Here is a 23,622-nt window from a genome sequence, read left to right on the forward strand (position 1 = left end):
GGATGGTTCCCGCCCGGGCCCGTGTGGAAGGGTTCAGCGGCATGAGTGACGACCGAGACATCAACGCCTGGCGGGAGTGGCACGAGCATCGGCTGGCCACCGTCTCCGCCCCGTACGGGCCCCTCGCCCTGACGGGCACCCACTGGATCGCCGACTACCCGGAGGGTCGAATTCCGGCCGTTCCGGGCCGGTGGCGCGCCACCGCCGACGGGGTCGTGCTCAGCGCCTCCGCCGAGGAGGGTCTCGCCCTCGACGGGAAGCCCCTGGACGGGGAGGCGCGCCTCGGCGCCGACGAGGGCCCGCCCGCGCACTCCCGGCTCACCGCCGGGGAGCTGCGGTTCGTGGTGATCCTGCGCGAGGGGGAGTGGGCGGTCCGCGTCTTCGACCCGGCCTCCCCGGCCCGGGCGGCCTTCCAAGGGGTCGAGGCCGGCCCGTACGACCCGGCCCTCGCGCTGCCGGGGCACTTCCGCCCGTACGACCGGGACCGGACCGTCCAGGTCGAGAACGCCGACGGGCGGGCGCGCGGGCTCGGCCTCGGCGGCGAGCTGAGCTTCACCCGCGAAGGCGTCCGGCACACCCTCCAGGTGGCCGTCGACTCCGGGGACGGCAGTCTCTGGGCCGTCTTCGGCGACGCCACCGGCGGCCGCACCAGCTACCGCTTCCGCTTCCTGCGCCCCGGGACCCCCGCCGCCGACGGCTCGGTCACGGTGGACCTCAACCGCGCCCTGCTCCCGCCCTGCGCCTTCGCCGACCACTTCATCTGCCCCTTCCCGCCGCCCGGCAACACCCTGGCCTTCGAGGTCGCCGCCGGGGAACGACGGCTGAAAGGCGCCCTTGTCGACGGCAACTGACGAACAGGACACTCCCGTCAGCGTCACCCGGCGGACTTGTCAGGGGCACGTCGAACCGCGCGGCAGTCGGCCGCCCGGACCGACCCGCCCCCCACCGCCGCTCACGGGCTCCGGCACCCCCACCTCCGCCGGGCCCCCGACCCCCTTCCCGGAGGACGTCAAGTGAGGATCAAGAGCATCACCCGTGGCCGGCTGCTCGCCGCCGCCACCGGCCTGGCCGCCGTCGCCGCACTGGCCGCCCCCACAGCCGCCAGTGCCGACAGCCAGGACAACGGCTTCGGCGCGGACCGCCTCGCCGCCGCCGGGGCCTCCGTCCTGCGCGCCGACGTCGCGGGCACCGCCTGGCACACCGACCCCGCCACCGGAACCCTCGTCGTCACCGCCGACTCCACCGTCACCGGCGCCGACATCGCGAGAATCCGCCGCGCGGCCGGCGCCGACGCCGCCGCCCTGCGCATCGAGCGCACCCCCGGCAAGATCCGCAAGCTGCTCTCCGGCGGAGACGCCATCTACGCCTCCAGCTGGCGCTGCTCGCTGGGCTTCAACGTCCGCAGCGGCAGCACCTACTACGTCCTCACCGCCGGCCACTGCACCGACGGCGCCGGCACCTGGTGGAGCAACTCCTCCCACACCACCACCGTCGGCTCCACCGTCGGCTCCAGTTTCCCCACCAACGACTACGGCCTGATCAAGTACGCCAGCAACTCCCCGGTGCCGCCGGGCACCGTCGGCGGCCAGGACATCACCAGCGCCGTCAACGCCACCACCGGCATGTCCGTCACCCGGCGCGGCTCCACCACCGGCACCCACGGCGGCACCGTCACCGGCCTCAACGCCACCGTCAACTACGGCGGCGGCGACGTCGTCTACGGCATGATCAAGACCAACGTCTGCGCCGAACCCGGCGACAGCGGCGGCCCGCTCTACTCCGGCAGCCGCGCCGTCGGCCTCACCTCCGGCGGCAGCGGCAACTGCTCCTCGGGCGGAACCACCTTCTTCCAGCCCGTCGTCGAAGCCCTGAACGCCTACGGGGTCAGCGTCTACTGATCCCCGCGCCCCCGCTGCGCCCCTGGACGTACTCCCGCCTTCTGGGAGGATGTCCAGGGGTGTCCACGGGGGGAAGGTTTCGTATGAAGCGCATCGGCGTGACCGGCCACCGGGCGATCCCGGGCGAGGTGCTGGGCCACGTACGCGAGGCCCTGCACTCCGTACTGGGCGGCCACCAGGGGCCCCTGGAGGCCTTCTCCAGCCTCGCCGACGGCGCGGACCAGCTCTTCGCCGACATCGCGCTGGAACACGGCGCCGACCTCACCGTCGTGATCCCCAGCGGGGACTACGAGGACACCTTCGAGGACCCCGACGCCCTGGCCGGCTACCGCCGGCTGCGCCGCCGCGCCGCCCAGGAGGTCCTGATGGCCTTCGACCGCTCCACGGACGAGGCGTACTACGCGGCCGGCACCTACATCGCCGACTCCTGCGACCGGCTCGTCGCCGTCTGGGACGGCCTGCCCGCGCGCGGCCACGGCGGCACCGCCGAGATCGTCGCCTACGCCCGGGCGCTGGGCAAACCCGTCACCGTCATCTGGCGCGAGGGCGTGACCCGGGACTGACCCGGGACCGAGCCGCACCCGCCCGCACCTCAATTGCCGGGGTCGTCAACTGCTGTGCCGGGCCAGCCAGTCCGTGTGCTGCGGAGACACGTACCGTTCCGTCTCGTACACCGCCGACGGCCACTGCGACTCGGAGATGGTCGTCTGCATCACCACCATCATCGCCGACAGGTCCTGCTCGATCAGCGTGTGCGCCTCGATCAGCGGATGGTGGCGCCGCACCTCGTTCCACGCGATCCCCGCCGCCGCGGCCGCGCTCAGCAGCGCCGTCAGCCGCGGCCCCGGACCCGAGCCGAACGCCCCGAACAGCGCGAACAGCAGCGCCAGACACGTCAGCAGCACGATCGCCCACGACCACAGCGCCGTCGCCCGCCGCGACCCCTCCGCCCTGCGCTGGTACCAGCTGCGCTGCTCGATCAGCCGGTCCCGTACGTACGTCTCCCGGCGCACCTGGTAGTCCAGCCCCCGCAGCCGGTGCATGGCCCCGGTGATCTCCCCGCCCTCCGGCACCAGACCGGCCGCGCGCGGATCCTTCCAGCCCATCTTGCGCAGCTCGGCCAGCCCCTTCTCCAGCCGCGTCCGGTACACCTCCTCGGCCCCGTCGGCCTCACTGCCGAAGGGCGCCCCGTGCACCGCGTACCGCCACGCCAGGGACTTGATGAACTCCGCCGCGCTGCGGTTGAGCTGCCACTGCGGACGGGCCCGGCGCCGGGTCGCCCGTACGCCCACGCCCAGTACCCCGGCGTACGCCAGCGCGGCCAGCGCCCCGAACACGTGCAGCGGGCCCACCGCGGGCCCGGACGGCAGGGCGGCCGCCCCCGCCGCCGCGACCAGCAGCATCAGCTGGGCGCGGGTGGCCTGCGTCGACTCCCGCTGCCGGGAGACCGCCGCCTGATCGGTGTGGTGGAAGAGGGCCGGCAGGTCCTCGTTGCGAAAGGTCATGCTGTCGGTCACAGCGCCCCCCAAGGTGCCGTCGGGCAGTCTGCCGCCCGGGCGGCGGGGACCGTACGGCCCCCGCCGCCCGCGCTCGGATCACACCGCGAGCGGCTCCAGGTCCCGGTGGACCCGCCGCTCGTCACGGGCGTACCGGGTCAGACCGTGGTCCTCCCCGAGGAGACGCGCCAGCTCGGCGACCGCCTCCGCCCGCACCCGGGCCGCTTCTTCCTTGCGGCCCATCATGTCCAGGCTCACCGCCATGTTGGACGCGCTCGCCAAGGTCTCCGGGTGGTGCGCCCCGAGGGCCTCGCGCAGCCGCATCACCGCGAGCCGCTCCAACTCCAGTGCGCCCTCCGGATCGCCCAGGTCGGCCCGCGCGTTGGCCAGGTTCAGGTGCGCGAAGACGGTGTGCGGATGGTTGTCGCCCAGGACCTCGCGCATCCACAGGATGGTCTGGCGCAGCATCGTCTCCGCCGTGTCCGCGGCGCCCGTGCCCCAGTGGAACACCGCCAGGTTGTTCACCGCGGCCAGGGTGTACGGGTGCTTCTCGCCCGGGACCTTCATGTACTCGTCGACCACCTCCTGCGCCAGGTCCCGCGCCGCGCCCGGGTCCCCGGTCGCGAACAGGTCCGCCGCCAGGTTCAGTTCGCAGGCCAGCAGGTCCGGGTTGACCGAGGTGTACTTCGCCCGGTACCGGGCCCGGGTCGCCGTCGTCAGCCGCAGCGCGTTCTCCAGCTCGCCCGCCCGCCGCAGCGACACCGCCAGGTTCTTCGCCGCCGACAGGGTGCCCGGGAAGGCCCGGCCCAGCTGCCGCTTGTAGATCTCGTACGTCCGGCTCAGCAGCTGCACCGAATCGTCGTAGCGGCCCACCTCGCGCAGGTCCCGGGCCAGGTTCTGCGCCGAGGACAGCGTGTACGGGTGGTCCGGGCCCAGCACCTCCGTACGCCGGTCGAAGACCTCCTGGTCGATCTCCCGCGCCCGGGAGTACTGCCCGATCATGCGCAGGTTCAGCGCCAGGTTGTTCGCGGCGGCCAGGGTGCGCGGGTGCGCCTCGTGGAAGATCTGCCCGAAGCCCTCGTGCGCGGCCGTCGCCAGCTCCATCGCCTCGCCGTACCGGCCGAGCGCGCCCAGGTCCATCGCCAGACCGCTCGTGGTCATGTACGTGTGCGGGTGCGAGGGGCCCAGCGCGGTCCGCTGCCGCTCCAGCGTGACCTCGTCCAGCTCCTTCGCCTCCACGAACCGGCCCTGCGAGCGCAGGATGTTGGACAGGTGGAAACGCAGGTACAGGTACTGGAGGTCGTCGTTGCCCAGGGTCTCCTTCCACGTCTCGCGCAGCTCCTCGCCCAGCGCGTACGCCGCCTTGAAGTCACCGCGCTTCCACAGGTAGCGCACCCGGTCGATCAGCAGCCGGCGGGTCTCCGGCTCCTTGCAGAACCGCGCCTCCGACGGGCTCAGGTGCGGCCAGATCGTGTTGAACCGCGGCCAGGTCTCCGGATTGTCTATCGGCTCGTCGTCGTCCGGCCGGGCCCCCGCCAGGATCCGGTGCACCGCGTGCCGGGCCTCGCGCTGCTCCTCCTCCGTCAGCTGCGCCCGGATCACCGCCTGCACCAGGCGGTGCACCTGGATGCTGTTGCTCACCTGGTCGACCTTGGCCATCGCGAACCGGCCGATCTCCCGGATCACCCGGCCCAGCACCAGCTTCTCCTGGAGCGAGGAGTCGTACGGCTTCAGCGCGTCGATCATCTCCTTGCTGTACAGCAGGTTCGCCGAGATCGGCTCCGGCGCGAAGAAGGCGCACAGCTGCAACAGCCGCACGGCCGCGGGGGAGCGGGACTGCAGCCGCTCGATCGACACGTTCCAGGTCGCGGCCACCGGCTGCGGGTACCCCGGCGGCTGGTTCAGGCCCAGCACCCGCGCGGCCTGCTGCGCCAGCTGCTCCAGGTACGCGGACACCGGCGTCGCGGTCTCCGCGATCCAGGCGCCCGCCTGCTCCACCGCCAGCGGCAGGTCACCCACCGCCACGGCCACCTGCTCGGCGTCGTCCTTGGTGAGCCCGGGGGCGCGCCGCTGGAGGTGCTCGATGGACTCCTCGCGCAGGAACACGTCCACCGGCAGCGCGTCCCCGTACTGGGACCAGGACTGGTTGCGGGAGGTCACCAGGACGTGCCCGGGGCCGCCCGGCGGGAAGAACCGCTTCAGCGTCTCGGGATCGTCGGCGTTGTCGAAGACCAGCAGCCACCGCGAGGTCGGAACCCCGCGCCGCAGCAGGTCGATCGCCTCCTGGGACGCGGACGCCATGTCGTCGCCGGTCTGCGCGCCCAGGCGCACGGCCAGTTCCGCGAGGGCGGCGACCACGTCGTCGGTCTCCTCCGAGGAGATCCACCACACCAGGTCGTAGTCGGCCATGAACCGGTGCACGTACTCCAGCGCCACCTGCGTCTTGCCGACACCGCCGAGCCCGTACAGGGTCTGCGGCTGCGGCAGCACCACGGCCATGCCGCCGCCGAGCTGGTCGCGCATCCGCTCCAGCACGATGCTGCGCCCGGTGAAACCGGGGTTGCGGGGCGGCGCGTTCCAGATCTTCGGGACCGTCCCCGGGAAGCGGGGGCCCGGCTGGGAGGCGCTGGCCACGGTGTCGGGCAGGGCCGTCGGGCGTTCCACCGCGCGCAGCAGGGCGGTGGTCGCGTGCACCTCGTCGAGCCGGAAGAGGTCCACGGGGTTGCGGTCGATGTAGGGCGTCGCCAGGCGTACGTCGCCCACCCGCAGCGGCACCAGCTGGCGGCGGCCGCCCGTCGGGTCCTCGGCGGCGGCCCGGTTCCACACGTCCACGGCCCGCGCCGACTTCAGGTAGGCGCTGGAGAGCAGCACCACGGTCCGGGCGGCGGTGTCGACGCTGATGCCCGCGCCGAGGGTGTCCCCGGGGGAGGTGTCCGGGGCGCGCTCGGCGGAGACGTCCTTGGGGACGACCCGGAAACCGGCCCGGGTGAGCACCGACTCGATCCAGTCGGCCCACATCCGGTTCTCGGCGACGTAGGACAGGAACAGGTCGGCCGGCAGGGCGGGGCGGCGGCGGGTGAAGGCGTCGCGGATCCGCAGCCGGACCTCCTCGCCGATGGGCGGCATGGAGGTGATCGCGCCCTCGGTGACCACCGTGGTCAGCCGTTCGAAGGCGGACAGCAGGGAGTTGGTGAGCCCGGCCTCGTCGCCGAAGGTGGCCAGGGTCTCCTCGTAGGCGTAGTAGGGCCGGTACGGGATCTCCACCGCGCCCCAGTAGGAGGTCAGTTCGTCGCCGACCAGGCCGTTCGGGAAGCGGTCGAACTTGATCCGGGCCAGCGCCCGGCCCGCGTCGGCCTTCTCCTTCTCGCCCTCGTCGATGCGCATCGGCACCGGGTAGATCTTGATCCCCCGGTCGTTGAACCGCTCGTCGATCTGCCGGGCGACCGAGGCGGCGCCGTCTATGGACTGGTCGGACAGGGTGAAGCAGTCGACCAGCACGTCGGGCAGGTGGACGGTGCAGATGTCGGCGATGTCGGACAGGCCGGTGCGGCTGTCGATCAGGACGTAGTCGTAGTTCCGCTTCATGTCCGCCCGTAAGGCGTCGAAGAAGAGGCCGCCGCCGAGCCGGTCGTAGAAGTTGTCCCAGTCGAAGGTGGACACGGTCGCCGAGTACTCGCGGTTCTGCCGGCCCGCCGAGACGAAGTCGAGGGTGCCGCCGTCGGGGAACTCCCAGCCCAGGGTCTCCGGGGTGAGGGACACGGCGTGCGGCTGGATTCTCGCGTAGTCCTTGTGCCAGTCGTCGGCGCGCTGCACCGGGCTGGTGGCGGCCCAGGCGTACTCGCTGATCAGGTCGATGACCCCGGTGGTGGCCCCGAGCGTGGAGGGGTCCAGGAAGGGGTGGAAGAAGCGGTGCAGGCCCGGGGCTTCCAGGTCCCAGTCCACGGCGAGGACCCGTTTGCCGTTGGCGGCGAGGATCCAGGCGGTGTTGGCCAGCGCCATCGTGCGGCCCGTACCGCCCTTGTAGGAATAGAAGGTGACGATCCGTCCGTCCCGGCTGTCACGACTCGCTGTCATCCGCGTCCCCCCGGTCGTTGTCGGTGCTGTGGTCTGGCGCGTCGGGCCCGCCGGGTCCCGCCGGTCCGCGGTGGACGTCGGGCGGGAAGGGGGCCCGTGGTGGCGCGGGCGGTCCGTTCATCCCCATCGGCCCGATCAGGCGCGGGCGTTCGGTGTGGGTGTTCCCGGCCGGCAGGTACACCTGGGCGTGTCTGAGGAACTGCTGCGCGGCCGCCTCCACCACCTGGGGAAGGATCTGGCCGAGGGTCTCCATGCTCGCCACGCCGTTGGCGGCGGCCCGGCAGGCGGCCCGGCCCTGGCCCATCTTGACGGGCAGGGTCTCCTCCAGCCGCCGGGCCAGCTCGTCCTCCTTGGCCTTGCTCTGGTGGTCGTAGCGGTTCCAGGGCACGACCACGTTGATCCACGGCCGGGACTCCTGGTCGAAGGCGGCCAGGCGCCGGCGCCGCTGTTCGTCCTCCACCGCCCAGCGGTCGACGATCAGGATCTCGGGGCGGGTGGGCGGCTGCTTGCTGTCGAAGTGCCCGGCCTCGTCGTCGAAGGAGGACATGCTGGTCTGGTAGTTGAGGTTCTTCACCAGCTCCTCGGCGACGTACGCGACGGGCCGCTGGGAGACCGGATGATACGGGTTCCAGTCGAGCGCGCTCTCCCCGTAGTACTCGGGGCTGCGGCCCTCCGGCAGGTCGTGCCGGGAGGCGGCGGCGACGGTCACGTGCAGGGTGCGGGCCGGGGCGCCGCCCTGGCCCCCCAGGCCGGCGCGACCGCCGGCGGGGCCGAAGGCGCTGGGCACCACCCGGTAGTCCACCGGCCGTACGGGGTCCAGGCGGACCGTCTCGGCGACCCGCACGATGCGTTTGGCCAGCTCGTACACGGCCCGCTCGTACTGCTCGGCGTAACCGCGCAGCTTGATCAGCCCGTACAGCCCGTCGGTGACGTAGCGATCGCCGAAGGTGTTGTGGTTGAACTGCAACCGCTCGGCGGGGCCGGGCAGTTGGGAGGGCGGCACCGGTACCCACAGGGCGGGCACGATGGCCTCGGCGTTCCGGTTGCTCACCGCGCCGTGGTGGATGGCCCGCTGGGCGAAGGCGAACCACTCCCGCCCGCACATCTCACTGGCGAAGTAGCGCGGCGAGAACAGGGGGACGAAGACCCGGCAGGTGGCCAGCGCCGCCCCCAGCCGTTCCGACCAGCCCTCGCCGCTGCGTATCTCCCGGTCCATGAAACCGGCCTCGGAGCCCGCGGGAAGATCGGTCAGCGCCATGACGTGGCTGCACAGGTCCCGGAAGAGGCGCTCGACCCACATGTCGGGGTCGGGACCTCCGGCCCCGAACCTCGGTGTATGCGCATAACTGAGAAAAAAATACGGCTGCACTGATGCGGGCACACGACCCCCGTCCCGAAGATGCGAGCGAAGGAACATCATTCCGGAGCCGCTTCGCCACATCCCCTCCTCGTTCAGTCATTCAGCGTCTGTTTTCGGTCATCCAGTCGAGGGCGTGATCGACTGCGTCCGGAATCGCGAAGAGCGTCGCGGAAACCCCGCCCACCCGTCCCCTGCGCATCCGTGAATCCGGGAATGTCCTGCCGATCTCCGCGAAATCGCCGTCGTCCAGCGCGACGTCCTCGTACGCGGTCCACTCCTCCCCCTGCCCGCCCCCCGGAAGGTTCACCTTCACCACACAGTCGTACATGCGCAAGGGGGGCTTCGGAATTCGGTACTCCGCGAGATGGAAAGCGGTACAGGCCGAAAATCCCACATTGATCATGAGTACCTGGCCCCCCTCCCAGCACAGCTTTCCCAGCGGCGACTCCTCACCGAGATGGCTTTCGACACGGTGCTGCGCGCACAGCCGCCCCGCGTCCGCGCCGAGCGCGGCGAAAGAGGTCTGCGGATGGCCGCTGCGCGCCGCCCCCGGCGCGGTACGCACCGCCTCGGCGAAAGCGCCCATGCCCTGGCTCGGGGTGCGCTCCGGGTCGAAGGCCGGCATCCGGGCGACGAACGCCGCCACCTCGGGCCCGCTCAGGCCCGCGATCCTGGCCAGATGGGCGGTGGAGGTGAGGGAGTTCTCCGCGGTGAAGGCCGGGACCACCAGCGTGCCGTGCGGCCCCAGGACCCCGCGCAGCGCGTCGAGCAGCCGCTCGGCGCGCAGGCCCGTACCGCCCAGCGCGGCGTGCACCAGCAGCCGCTGCCGGGGGCGCACACCGAGCAGCCGGAGCTGCACGGCCAGGGCCAGGACCCCCGTCGGCGCCGCGCGGGCCCCGTCCGGTGCGTCCGACGGGGTCACGCGTCCACCGTCTTCAGCTCCCAGCGCAGCTCCGCGACCAGGCGCTTACCGGTCACCGTCAGCTCGGCCGCCTCCGACAGCCGGTCCAGGGCCCGGTGGATCCGGTCCGCCCCGTCCGGCTCGTGCGTGGTCGTGGCCCGGCGGTACGCCTCCACCGCGACCCGCTCGTGCACGTCGGCCAGCAGCCGCGACACCGGGACCGGGCGGCTCCGCCAGGGCGAGGGGTGCTGCCAGGCCCCGTCCAGCGTGTACAGGTCGGCCACCTCCGTCAGCGCCCGCAGCCGGGCCCGGCGCCGGCCCGTCAGCAGGGCCAGGGCGGTCTCCCGGACCCCGGCCGTGTACGGCAGCCCGAGCGCTCCCGGCCCGTGCCGCCCCGCCTCGCCCCAGCCCCCGGCGCGGGGCCCGCCGGCCAGCGGGGTCAGGGTGCTCAGCCCGGCGGCCGCCGCCCGCGCGAACTCGGGGACGGTGCGGTGCAGCAGGGCCCAGGCCGCGTCCAGGCGGCCCCGCCAGGCGTCGGCCTCCCCGGCCCCGAGGCGCAGCCGGGGCGGGCGGGCGAAGCAGTTGCGGTACGGGTCCAGGTCCTCCAGCGCCACCGGGGCCGCGTCCGGCCCGGGCGACCAGGTCCGTACGGGCAGCCAGCGCGCGTCGCCCGCCGCCGGGCCGAAGCGGTGCTCGGTGCGCCCGTCCCGTACGGCGTACCCCTCATCGGTGGCGCGCAGCACGGCCCGGCCGTCCGTGCCCGGCTCCCCGAGCCGCAGCAGCCCCAGCGTCGGCAGGTACACCTCACCGTCCCGGTACGCCACCTCGGCCGGCAGGTCCAGCCCGCCCCGCAGGACGGCGGCCGTGGTCAGCGCGGCGAGCCTGCGCGCCGCCCCGGTGGCGTCCGGACGGCCCTGCAGGGCGGCGTCCAGGGCCTCCAGCACCCAGGTCCGGGTGAACGGGTGGTCCAGTACGGCGTCCACCGCGTCCGCGCCCGCCTCCCCGGCACCCTCGGCCCCGGCCAGCAGCTCCCAGGCCCGGGCCCAGTCCGGGTCCGCGGCCAGCTCGCCGGCGAGGCGGGCCAGCAGCACCCGGGTGAGCTCCTCGTGGGACCGGGCGAGTTCGGCCGGGTCGGCCAGCTCGGGTGCGGTCTGGCGGGACGCGGTCCGCCCCTCGACCCCGTCCACCAGCTCGCGCAGGTCGGAGCAGTACACGGAGGGGTTGTCGAAGCCGTTGTCCGGCCGGTAGCGGTGGGTGTACAGCCCGCCGCCGCACGAACGTACGACCGGGCAGCGGCGGCACGTGTCGCTGACCCCCGCCAGCCCCAGCTGCCGGGCCCGCACCCCGGGGTGGGCCGCGACCTGGTCGAAGGCGTGCTCGAAGACGTTGAACCCGGTGGCCGCGGCCCCCTCGTAGGCGCTCTTGAGGGAGTCGACCTGCTCCAGCGTCCCGTCGGTCTCCACGACCACGAGGTCGGTCGGCGCGAGCCCGAGGGACTCGGTCAGGCTGGGCCCGCCGCGCAGGGTGGACAACAGGGACTCGAAGAGCCGTACGGGCACCGGCCGGCCCAGCTGCTCCCAGTGGTCGAAGATCCGCAGCAGCCAGCGCGCGTACGCGTCGGGGGCGCCGTCGGGGCGGGGCGGCGGGGTCTGCCAGGTGGCGTGGGGGAGCAGGAAGTCCACGCGGGGCGGCGCGAGTCCGACGAGGGCGTCGAGGACGGACACCGGATCGTTGGCCACGTCCACGGTGCACAACAGGCCCTGGTAGAGGTGGCGGTAGGGCTCGGAGCGCAGCAGCGCCACGGCGGCCAGGACCAGGGGGTGACTCGTACGGCCGTCCGCGAAGCGGCGGTGGCGGTCGTTGGCCTCGCGGTCGCCGTCGAGGCTGACGCCGACCCGGACGCCGTACTCGGCGAAGAGGTCCAGGTAACGGCGGCTGAGCTGGAGGCCGTTGGTGTGGATCCGCAGATCCAGTCCGGCGGTACCGGCGAGTGCGCGGGTGAACTCCTCGCACACGAGCCGCAGTCGGGCCGGGCCGGCCAACAGGGGTTCCCCTCCGTGGAGGATCACCGTGACGGAGGGGAGTGCATGGTCACGGGCATGTTCGGCGAGCCGCGACGCGGTCTGGGAAATGACCCCGGGGGAGATCACTTTCGGCCGGGCCCGCCAGCTCTGATCTGCGTGTTCGTAGACGTAGCAATGATCACAAGCGAGATCGCATCTGCTGTGAACCTTCAGGACGATCTCGCGAAATGCGATCAGGCCGGTCATTCCGCCAGTGTAAAGGCGGAGTTCGCCGTCAGAGCGCAGAGTTGAAGATCGGCGCCTGACCGTGACGGCCGGATTCCGACGGAAGGACGCGGCCGAGCGCGGCGGCGGCGGACGCGCTGCGGACGTCGATCTTCGCGAGGGGGACCCGGCGGTCCTTGACCGTGCTGGTCGGGGGGGTTGCGGAAGTGTTCACGACACCGTCCTCGGGGAGGCCATGTGAAAGGGGGAGGAATGACAGCAGCGCTCGCTGCTGTCAAGCGTGGACTTTACTCGTCCACACCCCATTGGCAACCGAGACATGACGCCTGGTCAAGCGTTCTATAGAAAGCGTGGCGGAATTCTCAAGAGGGTGTATTCGGCCGTTCGCCGGAACTCAAGATCCATTTCTCCGGGGCGGCCGCCCGGTGGATCCCCGGGGGCGCCGCGGGGCCCGCCGGGGCGCTGGGTAGGTTGGGCGGATGACCGAGCCCCCCGTGATCCTGCTGCTCTCCGGAAGCCTGCGCGCCGGTTCCTCCAACGAGGCGGTGCTGCGCACCGCGCGGGCCGTCGCCGCCGGGTCCCGCACACCGCTGGAGGCCGTCCTCTACGAAGGCCTGGGCGAACTCCCGCACTTCAACCCCGACGACGACACCGACCCGCTGCCGGCCCCGGTGGCCGCGCTGCGCGCGGCGGTCGCCGGGGCGGCAGCCCTGCTGGTCTGCTCCCCGGAGTACGCGGGCACCCTGCCGGGCTCCTTCAAGAACCTGCTGGACTGGACCGTCGGCGGCACCGAGATCGGCGACAAGCCCGTCGCCTGGGTCAACGCCGCCGCCCCCGGCCGGGGTGACGGGGCCTCGGCCACGCTGCGCACGGTGCTGGGCTACACGGGTGCCTCGGTGGTGGAGGAGGCCTGCGTACGCATCCCCGTGTCCCGGGACTCGATCGGCCCCGACGGCCTCCTCACGTCCCCCGAGGACCGCGAACGCCTGGCCGGGGTCCTCGCCGTGCTCCTGGAGGCGGCGAAGCCGGCCTAGGCCGTGTGGGCGCCGCGCCGGTCAGAGGTGGCGGCGGGCGGTGGTGACGAAGGAGTCGATCAGCTCCCGGGTCGCGTCCCGCCGGGGGACGACCTCCTCGCGGACGGCCGCGCGGTCGATCCTCCCGATCGCCTCGAAGGCCTCGGCGGCGACGGCGAGGAGCTCGGGTTCACCGGTGACCAGCTGGATCCGGAACAGGCCCTGCTGGGTGCGGGAGCGCGTCTCGAACGAGCGCCCGCGCAGGGCCGTCTCCTCCTCGGCGTCGGTGCCCTCGTGCACGCAGAACCAGTGGTGCAGCATGGCCTGGCGGAACTCGACCAGCAGCCCGGCGTACTCCCCGTACAGGTCCATCCGCTCCTGCCGCATCCGCTCCTGACGGGCGGTGTGCTCCGTCCGCCGCGCGGAGCGCTGCTGGAAGAGGTGCGTCACCGTAGAGCCCAGCAGCGTTCCGACGACCGCGACGAGGCTCGTCACCATGGCTTCCATGGGGTCATGGAAGCAGACCCGCCCCTCCCGCCTCCGGCCGGGGTCAGGCGGGCTGTTGTGCGCCCAGGGGCGGGGCCGGCAGTTCGCGCAGCAGCCAGGTGAGGATGTCGGGCAGGGCGCGAAAGGCCGCGAAGTGGGCGGCGGCGGGGTCGATGGTGGTGGTGGCGCCGGGGATGCGGCGGCCCAGCCAGCGGGAGTGGCCGACGGGGGAGAACACGTCCAGTTCGCCGTGCCAGATCAGTACGGGGCAGCGGATGTCGGCGGGGTCGAAGCCCCAGGGGCGGCTGAAGGCGAGGATGTCGTCGATCCAGCCCCAGGCGGAAGTGCGCACCCCCTCGCGGTAGTTGCGCAGCAGCATCGACCGCAGCCCCGCGTCGGAGACGATCATGCGGTCGTTGACGGTGAGCTCCCGCCGCAGTTCCTCCAGGAGCCGCCCCGGGTCCCGGCGGATCCCGGCGGCGCGGGGGATGAGCCGGGCGGCCAGCTCCTCCGGGTCGGCGGAGGCGGTGGTGTACTCCTTCACGTTCGAGGCGGCCATCCCGGCGAACCAGTCCAGGTCCTCCGCGTCCCGGGGCGCGAGCGGCACCAGGGCGGCCGTCCGGGTCACCCGGTCGGGCAGCAGGGCGGCGCAGGCCAGCGCGCCGGGCCCGCCGCCGGAGCGGCCGGCCACCGCGAAGGTGTCCAGGCCGAAGGCGTCGGCGACGGCGGCCACATCGTGGGCCACGTCGGCGACGGTCCGGCCGCAGTGGCGGTCGGAGGCGCCGTAGCCGGGCCGGTCGTAGGCGATGAGCTGCATCCGCCGCTGGTAGAGCACCATGCCGCGGGGGGCCGGTCCCAGCCGGCTGCCGGGCATGCCGTGGAGCAGGAGGACGGGCTTGCCGTCGGGGTCGCCCCAGCGCTCGGCCACCACGGTGCGTCCGTCCGCGGTGCGCACCTCTTTGCGCACGCGTTCCCTCCCTCACGTCCGGCGCGAGCAGTCACGCCGATTGTGCTCTCCGGCCGGGGAGCGCGGTAGGGCGCACTCGCGGCAAATTCTTGTGAAAGTTTTCACAAGCGTGCAGGGGTCTTAGGTCCCGATACGTCTGCGCAGGTCAGAGTGGTGATTCGGGAAGCCTGAACGGGCCTGAAGGGCCCTTCGACCTGCCGTGAAAGGGCTTTTTCGGCGGGGTGTCTTCCGCTTTCGGGTGTCGAATTGAGTCATCAGGAAAACGGTTCCACGCCGGTCTTCGGGCCGGGCCGGGTCGAAATGAAGGAGTTCCTTCCATGCAGGCCAACGAGAGGGTGGACGGGCTGGTCCAGGGCGCGCTGGCGGCGCTCGGCCGGTTCGAGTCGTTCAGTCAGGAGCAGGTCGACCACATCGTCAAGAAGGCTTCGCTGGCCGCGCTGAGCGCGCACGGTGAGCTCGCGAGGCTCGCGGTCGAGGAGACCGGCCGGGGTCTCTTCGAGGACAAGGCCGTCAAGAACCTCTTCGCGTGCGAGCACGTGGTGAACTCCATGCGCGGCCTGAGGACCGCGGGAGTCATCCGCCGCGACGAGCTGAACGGCATCACCGAGATCGCCGAGCCGGTCGGGGTCGTCTGCGCGATGACCCCGGTCACCAACCCCACCTCGACCACGGTCTTCAAGGCGCTGATCGCACTCAAGACCCGCAACCCGATCATCTTCGCCTTCCACCCCTCCGCACAGAACTGCTCCGCCGAGGCCGCCCGCATCGTCCGCGACGCCGCCGTCGCCGCCGGCGCCCCCGAGGACTGCGTGCAGTGGGTCGAGCAGCCCTCCATGGAGGCCACCGGCGCCCTCATGAAGCACCCGGGCGTCTCCACCATCCTCGCCACCGGCGGCAACGCCATGGTCAAGGCCGCCTACTCCTGCGGGAAGCCGGCCCTGGGCGTCGGCGCGGGCAACGTCCCCGCGTACGTCCACAAGAGCGCCAAGCTGGCCCGCGCGATCCACGACATCGTGCTCTCCAAGGCCTTCGACAACGGCATGATCTGCGCCTCCGAGCAGGCCGTCATCCTCGACCAGGAGGTCTACGAGGCGGGCCTCGCCGAGTTCCGGCGGCTCGGCGCCCATGTGGTCACCGCCGCCGAGAAGACCAAGCTGGAGCAGTTCGTCTTCGGTACGACGGCCTACGCCGCCGACTGCGCCGGCGCCAAGCTGAACCCGGCGGTCGTCGGCAGGTCCCCGCGGTGGATCGCCGAACAGGCCGGCTTCACCGTCCCCGAGGGGACCTCCCTCCTCCTCGCCGAGTGCGACGAGGTCGGCGAGGGCGAACCGCTGACCCGCGAGAAGCTCTCCCCGGTGCTGGCCGCCCTGAAGGCCGCCGACACCGAGCACGGCCTCGAACTCGCCGCTGCGATGGTCGAGTTCCACGGACTGGGCCACAGCGCCGCCATCCACGCCGAGGACGAGGAGCTCGTCGAGGAGTTCGGCCGCAAGGTCAAGGCGATCCGCGTCATCGCCAACTCGCCCTCCACCTTCGGCGGCATCGGCGACGTCTACAACGCCTTTCTGCCCTCCCTGACCCTCGGCTGCGGCTCGTACGGCCACAACTCGGTGGCCGGCAACGTCACCGCGGTCAACCTGGTCAACATCAAGCGGATCGGACGGCGCAACAACAACATGCAGTGGTTCAAGGTGCCGCCGAAGATCTACTTCGAACGCAACTCCCTCCGCTACCTCGGTGAGATGGAGGGCATCAGCCGCGTCTCGATCGTCACGGACCGGACGATGGTCGCCCTCGGCTTCGTGCAGAAGGTCACGGACATCCTGGCCTCCCGGCCGGGCGCGGTCGCCGTCCAGGTCATCGACGACGTCGAGCCCAACCCGGAGCTGGCCACCGTCCGGGCCGGCGCCGCGCTGATGCGCGAGTTCCGGCCGGACACGATCATCGGCCTCGGCGGCGGCTCCCCGATGGACGCCGCGAAGATCATGTGGCTGATGTACGAGCGCCCGGAGGTGGAGTTCGAGGACACGAAGGAGAAGTTCTTCGACGTCCGCAAGCGCGCCTACACGTTCCCCCCGCTCGGCGAGAAGGCCAGGATGGTCGCCATCCCGACGACCTCGGGCACCGGCTCCGAGGTCACCCCCTTCGCCGTCATCTCCGACCCGGCCGCGGCCCAGAAGTACCCGCTCGCCGACTACGCGCTGACCCCGGACGTCGCCATCGTCGACCCGGTCCTCCCGATGGGGCTGCCGGCCACGGTGACCGCGGACTCCGGCTTCGACGCCCTGACCCACGCCACCGAGGCGTACGTGTCCGCGTACTCCAACGACTACACCGACGGCCTCTGCCTCCAGGCCATCAAGCTGATCTTCGAGAACCTCCAGCGGTGCGTCGTCGACGGCCCGAACGACCCCGAGGCCCGCGAGAAGATGCACAACGCCGGGACCGTGGCGGGCATGGCCTTCGCCAACGCCTTCCTGGGACTGGTCCACGCCATGGCCCACACCCTGGGCAACACCTTCAAGGTGGCCCACGGCCGCACCAACGCGATCCTGCTGCCGCACGTGATCCGCCACAACGGCACCGTCTCGCACAAGGCCACCCCGTGGCCGAAGGCCGAGGTCTACCGGGCGCCGGAGCGCTTCCAGGAGATCGCCAGGATGCTCGGCCTGCCGGCCGCCACCCCCGCCGAGGGCGTCGAGTCCTACGCCAGGGCCGTCGAGGAACTGCGCACCAAGTGCGGGATCCCCGCCTCCTTCGCCGAGGAGGGCGTCGACGAGCAGGCCTTCCTCGAGGCCCTGCCGGTCCAGGCCGTGAACGCCTACGCCGACCAGTGCGCCCCCGCCAACCCGCGGATGCCGATGATCGACGACATGGAGCAGCTGATGCGCCAGGCGTACTACGGCAGCTGAACCGCCGCGAAGGACAGCACCCCGCCCGCCCGGACCGACAGGACCCGGGCGGGCGCAGTGCGTGCCGGACTCCTACGCGGGCGGGACCCTGAGCGGGGCCGGGACCAGCAGGGCCGCCGCCGTACGGGCCCGCTCCAGCGCCTGGGCGCGGTCGGCGCCCCGCTGGCCGAGGACCACCCGGGTGCTCAGCCCGTCCAGCAGTGCGAGCAGCTCCGAGGCACGGGCGGGGACGTCGAGCGGGGCGAAGCGGCCCTGGTCCACGCCCTTGGCCAGCAGCGCCTCCAGGTCCTGCTGCCAGCCCTCGTCGATCTCCTCCTGGGCGGCCTTGAGCGGCTCGTTGGAGGCGGTGCGCGCCCACAGCTCGATCCACAGGGTCCAGCGGGGGTCGCGCGGCCCCTCGGGCAGGTACAGCTCCAGGAACTGGTCGAGCTTGCGGGTGGCCGTCACGCGGCGGCCCAGCAGGGCCCGCCGGTCGACCGCGAGCTGTTCCTCGCTCCAGCGCAGGGCCTCCAGCAGCAGCCGGTCCTTGCTGCCGAAGTAGTACAGGATGTGCCCGCCGCTGGTGCCGAGCCGCTCGGCCAGCGCGGACATGGTGAGCGAGGCGAGCCCGTTCTCGGCGATCGCCGCCATGGCCTCTTCGAGCATCCGCTCCTGGGCGACCTGCCCGTCGCGCCGTCGTGCCGCTCCCGCCACCGTCCCGCCTTCCTGATCTTCCTCCGCCCGACCTTATCCCGGACAAGGTCTTGACGTGCCCCCATCGCGCACCGCATCTTGAATGCCATTCAAGAACCTAGAACGTCATTCAAGGTTCACGGTCAGAGTCAGGGGTCCGCCATGGGGCAGCAGGAGACACAGGGGAGCGCCGACGTCGACGAGGTGTTCCGGGTCGAGACCCACGGGATCGACCCCATCCCCGACGCCGAACGGCACGGCAGCGCCAAGGACCTCTTCTGGCTCTGGTTCGGCTCCAACCTCACCTTCACCTACGTGATCAACGGCGCCCTCGCCGTCGCCTTCGGACTGTCCTTCTGGCAGGCCACCGCCGTGGTCGTGCTCAGCGCCCTGTCCTTCTTCGCGATCAGCGCCGCCGGCCTCAGCGGCATCCGCACCGGCACCGCCACCCTCGTCATCTCCCGCGCCGCCTTCGGGGTCCGCGGGAACTTCCCCGCCGGGGTCCTGAACTGGGTGGTGAGCATCGGCTACACCATCGTCAACACCGTCGTCGGCACCCTGGCACTGGAACTGCTCCTCGCCGAGACCGGCCTCGCGGACGGGACCCCCGCCCGCGCCCTCGCGCTCGCCGTCACCCTCGTACTCACCTTCGCCGTCACCCTGTGGGGCCACGCGACCGTGCAGTTCGCCGAACGCTGGGCGGCGTACGTCCTGGCCGCCGGCTTCGGCGCGCTCCTCGTCTTCGTCCTGCCCGGCGCCGACACCTCCGCGCAGGCCGCCACCGCGCCCGGCCTCTCCGGCTGGAGCCTCGCCTTCGTCGTCATGCTGGCCGGACCCTTCTCGTACCTGCCCATGCCCGCCGACTACACCCGCTACCTGCCCCGCACCACCTCCCTCAAGTCGATCACCTGGAGCGGGGCCCTCGGCGGCATCGTCTCCTCCGTGGCCCTCGGCATCGCCGGAGTGGCCGCCGCCACCCAGACCGACATGACCGACGCCGTCGCCGGAGCCGAGAGCCTGCTGCCCGGCTGGTTCCAGCCCGTGTTCCTCTTCCTGGTCCTCGGCGGCTCCGTCACCAACTCGATCATCACCCTCTACTCCTCCGGCCTGAACCTCCAGGTCCTCGGCATCCCCTGGAGCCGCGCCCGCGCCCTCGCGATCAGCGCCGTCGTCACCGCCGCCGGCTCCCTCGCCGCGCTCTTCCTCACCGACTTCACCACCTCCCTCCTCTCCTTCCTCTCCCTCCTGATCATCGTGTTCGCCCCCTGGGGCGGCGTCTTCCTCGCCGACATGCTGCTGCGCCGCTGCCACTACGACGCCGAAGCCCTGCACGCCGGCCCGCAGGGCGCCTACTGGTACCGCTCCGGCTACCACCCCGCCGGGATGACCGCCCTCCTCGCCGGCCTCGCCTTCGCCGCCCTGACCTGCGACTCCGAACTGTGGACCGGCCCCCTCGTCGCCCCCCTCGGCGGCGCCGACCTCACCCTGCTCGGCTCGGTCGTCTCCGGCCTCGTCTACTGGGCCCTCACCCGCCGGCGCCCGACCTACGCCCCCGCCGCCTGACCTCCCACCCGCACGACCACGCACTGGAGCGCCCCATGTCCCGCCCCTTCCCCGCCGACCTGCTGCTCACCGGAGCCCGGATCCACACCGTGGACCCCGCCCTGCCCGAAGCCGAGGCCCTCGCCGTCCGCGACGGGGTGATCGTCTGGGTCGGCTCCGACGCCGAAGCCGCCGCCTGGGCCGGGCCGGACACCGAGCGGATCGACGCGGGCGGCCGACTGGTCCTGCCCGGCTTCATCGACGCCCACAACCACGTCCGGCTCGGCTCCGACGCCGACTGCGTCCAGCTGGCGGGCGTACGCACCCTCGAAGGCATCCAGGAACGCATCCGCGCCTGGCGGGCCGAGCACCCCGATGCCACCTGGATCGAGGCCGAGGCCTTCGACTACTCCGCGATCCCGGGCGGACGCATGCCGTGCGCCGCCGACCTGGACCCGGTCACCGGGGACGTACCGGCGATCGTCCTCTCGTACGACGTCCACACGGCCTGGCTGAACACGGCCGCCCTGCACCGCCTCGGCATCACCCGCGACCGCACCGACCTCCCCTTCGGCACGGCCGCCCTCGACCCTAAGACGGGCGAACCCACCGGCTTCGTCAAGGACTTCGCCGTCAAGGGCCTCTCCCGCGACGGGCACCGCGCCCTGCGCGAACTCGGCGTCCCGTGGGCCTCCCCGGACCGCCAGTACGGGCGCCTCGCCCGGAGCCTCGACGACGCCATCGGCTTCGGCATCACCACCGTCGTCGAACCGCAGAACTCCCTCGACGACCTGGAACTCTACGAACGGGCCCGCGCCGAAGGACGGCTGCGCTCACGGATCGTCGCCGCCCTCTTCCATCCGCGCGGCACCACCGACACCGACCTCGACGAATTCGCCGACGCCGCACGCCGCTTCCCCGGCGACCGGCTGCGGGTCGGCCCGCTCAAGCTGTACATCGACGACGTGGTCGAACCCCGCACGGCCGCACTCCTGGAACCGTACGCGGGCTGCGGCCACCACCGCGGCGAGACCTTCTACCCGGCCGAGGAGTTCGCGGACCTCCTCGCCGAGCTGGACGCGCGCGGCTTCCAGTGCTTCGTCCACGCCACCGGGGACCGGGGCATCCGCACCGTCCTGGACGCCGTCGCGCACGCCCGCACCGTCAACGGCCCGCGCGACGCCCGTCACCAGGTCGTTCACGTGGAATGCCTCGACCCCGAGGACGTGCCGCGCTTCGCCGAACTGGGCGTCGTCGCCTGCATGCAGCCCCGCCACTGCGCGCCCGAGATCGCCGGCCCCGGGCAGGACTGGGCCGAGAACGTCGGCGAGGACCGCTGGCACAAGGCCTGGCCCATGCGGAGCCTGAACGAGGCGGGAGCCGTGCTGGCCTTCTCCAGCGACTGGAACGTCGCCGAGATGGACCCCATGGTCGGGATCTACACGGCGATCACCCGGCGCCCGCTCGGCGGGGGCGAGGCGTGGCAGCCGGAGGAGACGGTGTCCGTCGAGACGGCGGTCCACGGCTACACGATGGGCTCGGCCTACGCGAACTTCCTGGAGACCGAACGGGGTTCGATCACCGTCGGCAAGGCGGCGGACTTCGTGATCCTGTCCCGGGACATCCTGCGGATCCCGGCCGCCGAGATTCCGGGGACGGTCGCCGAAACGGTGGTGGTGGCAGGCGATATCGCCCACCGCCGCCCGTAGCCTGGCCGGCCGGTACCGGACATCCCGCTGCGCGGGCCCGTCCCCACCCCACCCTTCCACCGTTCCCGCCTCAAACGCCGGCGCGGCTCACAAACCTGGGGCTCCGCCCCGGGCCCCCACGCCTCAAACGCCGGCGAGGCTGGATGTGGCGGCGGGGCTGGATTGGGCGTAGCCGTTCGCGTGCGGGTGCGTTGCCGGGGGCCAGCCCCCGGACCCCCGCTCCTCAAACGCCGGAGGGGCTGGATTCGTCGGGATCAGAGACGTGAGGGGTCGGGGACGGGGTGGGGTGTCGTCCGGGATGTAAAACGTGATTTGTTGGCGCGCGGTACCCCGTCACCCGACGAAGCTGCGGAGGGGGCGCCATAAATCATGCCTATCCCGGACGGCACCCCACCCCGTCCCCGACCCCGCCCCCCCCGGAGCCCTGGTTACCGCGCGGCCAGCGCCAGGGCGGTGGGAACGCCGGACCGCCCTACGCCTCCGGGTGTTCCTCGGGCGCGAGGAAGCGCCCCATGGGGAGGACCTGGCGGCCCCAGGTGGAGGCCAGGATCTGCCCGGCGAGCAGGTACGTCGCCCCGAGCGCGGCCAGCAGACCGGACCAGCCGGTGACCCGGTTCCAGGTCGGCGACCCGGTGAACCCGCTGACGGTCATCGCGACGAAGACGACCAGCACGCAGCTGAAGGTGGACAGCAGCACCAGGTGGATCCGCCAGCTGCCGAGCCACAGCACGAACACCACGAACACCCAGGGCAGGGTGAACAGCCCGCTGACGTCCCCGCGCAACGCGGGGTCGGTGGCCGGCAGCACCCACTGGATCAGGCAGGCCTTCGCCATCCAGAAGAGCCCGAAGCCGCCGAAGACGGTGGCGTGCCACGTGTCGCCGCGCTGGGCCTGGAACAGCCCGGCCAGCAGCTGGGCCAGCCCGCCGATGAAGAACCCGACCAGCGGCAGCACCGAGTGACCGAGCTCCTCCGGGAAGATCCCCGCGTCGATGCCGGTCGCGATGACGGTGACCACGATGAAGCCGGTGAGCCGAGCGCACCCAGTTGCGCCTGCGCGCTGGGCTCCATCCGCTTGACGGAGACGGCCTGTTCGGCGGGCCCCTGCCGGTTGCGGAGGACGGGCGTGTTCACCGCCCGGGCTCCCCGTCACCGGCGAACCGGGGGACGGAGGGGGAGTCGTCGGGCAGGCCACTGCCCACGGCGGCGCCCGGCCGTCCCCGGCGCATCACCGCGCAGGCCACCGTGATCGCGGCGCCCGCCACCGCCCACGCGGCCAGCACCAGCATCGGCCCGCCCGCGCCGTTGCCGTCGAAGTACGTGAGGGAGCGCGCGGCGTACGTACCGGCGCCCGGCGGCAGGGCCGGGCCGATGGTGCTCCAGAAGGGCGGCAGCAGCGGGTACGGGTAGGCGCCGCCCGCGCTCGGGTTGCCGAACACCACGACCAGCAGGATCGCCAGGCCGATGCCGACCACGCCGGCCAGCCCCTGGAGGGCCAGGGTGATCGCGCCGACGGCGAAGACGACGAGGGTGCCGAGCCCCCACAGCGCCATGAGGGGGCCGGGCAGCGCGCCCAGGACCGGGCCGGCGATGACCGCGCCGAGCAGCCCGGCGGCGATGGAGTACAGCAGCAGCGCGCCGAGCCGGATGACGGCGCGGGCGGCGTTGGCGGGCCGGGCGCCGGCGCTGATCGCGAGGATCGCGGCGCACAGGTAGCCGCCCACGCACCAGCCGATGACCAGGTAGAAGGAGCTCAGGCCGCGGCTGTCGCCCTGGTCGGCGGGGGCCACGTCGATGACCCGGATCTCGCGGCCCTGGGCCTTCTCGGCCGCGCCGACGACCGCTTCGACGGCCTGGGAGAGGGAGGCTCCGGCGCCGCTCGCGACGAGCAGCTCGTCGCGCCTCCCGGCCGGGTCGATGACCAGCGCCCCGTCGACGTCCCGGTTCTGGATCTGGCGGACCGCGGCGGCCCGGTCCTTGACGGCGCGGGGGTCGAGCGGGGTGCCGGGCAGCTCGCCGAGCTGCTTCGCGGACCGTTCGGCGACCTGTTCGACCGGGGCGGCCACCGCGAGGGGGATCCTGTCGGGCTTCGGGTGGTGGAAGGCCCCGATGTAGGAGGTGATGAAGGCCAGCTGAAGGGCCAGTACGCCCAGGACCAGCAGGGCGGCCCGGGTCGTCACGGCGTCCTTGACCTCGGCGAGGAAGCCGCCGGAGGGACCGGAGGCGGTGCTCTGGGTGGGCTGGGTCATGTCCTCACGCTGGGCGTGGCGGGGGCCGTGCGCAGCAGGGGAGAGCCGAATGGATGATCGAACAAGTGTTTCGCACGGATATTCGAATTGTTCT

General features: G+C 72.5%; 18 protein-coding genes. 7 read left to right on the forward strand and 11 right to left on the reverse strand.

Going from position 1 to position 23,622, the window contains the following annotated elements; all coding sequences use genetic code 11:
* The first annotated feature begins 41 nt into the window (after positions 1-41).
* From OOK31_RS27595 to OOK31_RS27605, 3 genes are all read left to right on the forward strand, one after another.
* Positions 42-851, forward strand: coding sequence for a DUF1684 domain-containing protein (locus tag OOK31_RS27595; RefSeq protein ID WP_267090073.1), 810 nt, complete (start codon positions 42-44; stop codon positions 849-851).
* A gap of 162 nt (positions 852-1,013) precedes the next feature.
* Positions 1,014-1,898 (forward strand): S1 family peptidase, encoded by an 885-nt coding sequence (locus OOK31_RS27600; protein ID WP_267090074.1) that lies wholly within the window; start codon positions 1,014-1,016, stop codon positions 1,896-1,898.
* Between the two features lie 83 nt (positions 1,899-1,981).
* Positions 1,982-2,461: a hypothetical protein gene (locus tag OOK31_RS27605; protein WP_267090075.1), complete on the forward strand. Its 480-nt coding sequence runs from the start codon at positions 1,982-1,984 to the stop codon at positions 2,459-2,461.
* A 45-nt stretch (positions 2,462-2,506) separates the two neighbouring features.
* On the opposite strand, the gene OOK31_RS27610 is transcribed toward OOK31_RS27605, so the two are convergent.
* The 6 genes from OOK31_RS27610 to fxsA form a co-directional block, all read right to left on the reverse strand.
* Positions 2,507-3,403: a DUF4231 domain-containing protein gene (locus tag OOK31_RS27610; RefSeq protein WP_267090076.1), complete on the reverse strand. Its 897-nt coding sequence runs from the start codon at positions 3,401-3,403 to the stop codon at positions 2,507-2,509.
* 90 nt (positions 3,404-3,493) lie between these two features.
* Positions 3,494-7,468, reverse strand: a complete 3,975-nt coding sequence (gene fxsT / locus OOK31_RS27615) for an FxSxx-COOH system tetratricopeptide repeat protein (protein ID WP_267090077.1) — start codon at positions 7,466-7,468, stop codon at positions 3,494-3,496.
* Positions 7,452-8,885 (reverse strand): TIR-like protein FxsC, encoded by a 1,434-nt coding sequence (locus OOK31_RS27620; RefSeq protein ID WP_267090441.1) that lies wholly within the window; start codon positions 8,883-8,885, stop codon positions 7,452-7,454. The genes fxsT and OOK31_RS27620 overlap by 17 nt, the downstream gene beginning before the upstream one ends.
* A 43-nt stretch (positions 8,886-8,928) precedes the next feature.
* The gene (locus OOK31_RS27625; RefSeq protein ID WP_267090078.1) at positions 8,929-9,750 is read right to left on the reverse strand and encodes an aminoglycoside N(3)-acetyltransferase; all 822 of its coding nucleotides are present in this window, start codon (positions 9,748-9,750) and stop codon (positions 8,929-8,931) included.
* Positions 9,747-11,999: a radical SAM/SPASM protein FxsB, inactivated metallohydrolase extension form gene (gene fxsB, locus OOK31_RS27630; RefSeq protein ID WP_267090079.1), complete on the reverse strand. Its 2,253-nt coding sequence runs from the start codon at positions 11,997-11,999 to the stop codon at positions 9,747-9,749. The genes OOK31_RS27625 and fxsB overlap by 4 nt, the downstream gene beginning before the upstream one ends.
* 28 nt (positions 12,000-12,027) lie before the next feature.
* Positions 12,028-12,192 carry an FxSxx-COOH cyclophane-containing RiPP peptide gene (fxsA, locus tag OOK31_RS27635; RefSeq protein WP_267090080.1) on the reverse strand — a complete coding sequence of 55 codons (165 nt, stop codon included), beginning with the start codon at positions 12,190-12,192 and terminating at the stop codon, positions 12,028-12,030.
* 265 nt (positions 12,193-12,457) lie between these two features.
* Here fxsA and OOK31_RS27640 point away from each other — a divergent pair, with 265 nt between their 5' ends.
* Entirely contained in the window at positions 12,458-13,012 is a 555-nt protein-coding gene (locus OOK31_RS27640; RefSeq protein ID WP_267090081.1) for an NADPH-dependent FMN reductase, read from the forward strand.
* Positions 13,013-13,033: 21 nt separating this feature from the next.
* On the opposite strand, the gene OOK31_RS27645 is transcribed toward OOK31_RS27640, so the two are convergent.
* Together OOK31_RS27645 and OOK31_RS27650 are read right to left on the reverse strand one after the other, a co-directional pair.
* Positions 13,034-13,498 carry a hypothetical protein gene (locus OOK31_RS27645; RefSeq protein ID WP_267090082.1) on the reverse strand — a complete coding sequence of 155 codons (465 nt, stop codon included), beginning with the start codon at positions 13,496-13,498 and terminating at the stop codon, positions 13,034-13,036.
* 43 nt (positions 13,499-13,541) lie between these two features.
* Entirely contained in the window at positions 13,542-14,444 is a 903-nt protein-coding gene (locus OOK31_RS27650) for an alpha/beta fold hydrolase (RefSeq protein ID WP_267090083.1), read from the reverse strand.
* Positions 14,445-14,761: 317 nt separating this feature from the next.
* Between OOK31_RS27650 and adhE the strand changes: the two genes are divergently transcribed.
* Positions 14,762-17,356, forward strand: coding sequence for a bifunctional acetaldehyde-CoA/alcohol dehydrogenase (gene adhE, locus OOK31_RS27655; RefSeq protein WP_267090084.1), 2,595 nt, complete (start codon positions 14,762-14,764; stop codon positions 17,354-17,356).
* A gap of 72 nt (positions 17,357-17,428) precedes the next feature.
* On the opposite strand, the gene OOK31_RS27660 is transcribed toward adhE, so the two are convergent.
* A complete protein-coding gene (locus tag OOK31_RS27660; RefSeq protein ID WP_267090085.1) occupies positions 17,429-18,049 on the reverse strand; it encodes a TetR/AcrR family transcriptional regulator in 621 nt (206 codons plus the stop codon).
* A gap of 141 nt (positions 18,050-18,190) precedes the next feature.
* Between OOK31_RS27660 and OOK31_RS27665 the strand changes: the two genes are divergently transcribed.
* Both OOK31_RS27665 and OOK31_RS27670 read left to right on the forward strand, forming a co-directional pair.
* The gene (locus OOK31_RS27665) at positions 18,191-19,591 is read left to right on the forward strand and encodes a cytosine permease (protein ID WP_267090086.1); all 1,401 of its coding nucleotides are present in this window, start codon (positions 18,191-18,193) and stop codon (positions 19,589-19,591) included.
* Between the two features lie 35 nt (positions 19,592-19,626).
* A complete protein-coding gene (locus OOK31_RS27670; RefSeq protein ID WP_267090087.1) occupies positions 19,627-21,279 on the forward strand; it encodes an amidohydrolase in 1,653 nt (550 codons plus the stop codon).
* A 472-nt stretch (positions 21,280-21,751) separates the two neighbouring features.
* On the opposite strand, the gene OOK31_RS27675 is transcribed toward OOK31_RS27670, so the two are convergent.
* Positions 21,752-22,474: an acetate uptake transporter gene (locus tag OOK31_RS27675; protein WP_323188257.1), complete on the reverse strand. Its 723-nt coding sequence runs from the start codon at positions 22,472-22,474 to the stop codon at positions 21,752-21,754.
* Positions 22,410-23,528: a DUF3533 domain-containing protein gene (locus OOK31_RS27680; RefSeq protein ID WP_267090089.1), complete on the reverse strand. Its 1,119-nt coding sequence runs from the start codon at positions 23,526-23,528 to the stop codon at positions 22,410-22,412. Before OOK31_RS27680 ends, OOK31_RS27675 begins: the two co-directional genes overlap by 65 nt.
* Positions 23,529-23,622 lie beyond the last annotated feature (94 nt).

Origin of the sequence: Streptomyces sp. NBC_00249, from assembly GCF_026342355.1 — a bacterium.
In the GTDB taxonomy this organism is placed as follows: Bacteria; Actinomycetota; Actinomycetes; order Streptomycetales; family Streptomycetaceae; genus Streptomyces.

Excerpts from the sequence above, each read along its gene's own strand:
- OOK31_RS27640 (WP_267090081.1), top strand. The coding sequence starts at position 12,458 with ATGACCGAGCCCCCCGTGATCCTGCTGCTCTCCGGAAGCCTGCGCGCC.
- OOK31_RS27620 (WP_267090441.1), bottom strand. The coding sequence starts at position 8,885 with ATGTTCCTTCGCTCGCATCTTCGGGACGGGGGTCGTGTGCCCGCATCA.
- adhE (WP_267090084.1), top strand. The coding sequence starts at position 14,762 with ATGCAGGCCAACGAGAGGGTGGACGGGCTGGTCCAGGGCGCGCTGGCG.
- fxsT (WP_267090077.1), bottom strand. The coding sequence starts at position 7,468 with ATGACAGCGAGTCGTGACAGCCGGGACGGACGGATCGTCACCTTCTAT.
- OOK31_RS27670 (WP_267090087.1), top strand. The coding sequence starts at position 19,627 with ATGTCCCGCCCCTTCCCCGCCGACCTGCTGCTCACCGGAGCCCGGATC.
- OOK31_RS27605 (WP_267090075.1), top strand. The coding sequence starts at position 1,982 with ATGAAGCGCATCGGCGTGACCGGCCACCGGGCGATCCCGGGCGAGGTG.
- OOK31_RS27595 (WP_267090073.1), top strand. The coding sequence starts at position 42 with ATGAGTGACGACCGAGACATCAACGCCTGGCGGGAGTGGCACGAGCAT.
- OOK31_RS27610 (WP_267090076.1), bottom strand. The coding sequence starts at position 3,403 with ATGACCTTTCGCAACGAGGACCTGCCGGCCCTCTTCCACCACACCGAT.
- OOK31_RS27645 (WP_267090082.1), bottom strand. The coding sequence starts at position 13,498 with ATGGAAGCCATGGTGACGAGCCTCGTCGCGGTCGTCGGAACGCTGCTG.
- OOK31_RS27665 (WP_267090086.1), top strand. The coding sequence starts at position 18,191 with ATGGGGCAGCAGGAGACACAGGGGAGCGCCGACGTCGACGAGGTGTTC.
- fxsB (WP_267090079.1), bottom strand. The coding sequence starts at position 11,999 with ATGACCGGCCTGATCGCATTTCGCGAGATCGTCCTGAAGGTTCACAGC.
- OOK31_RS27680 (WP_267090089.1), bottom strand. The coding sequence starts at position 23,528 with ATGACCCAGCCCACCCAGAGCACCGCCTCCGGTCCCTCCGGCGGCTTC.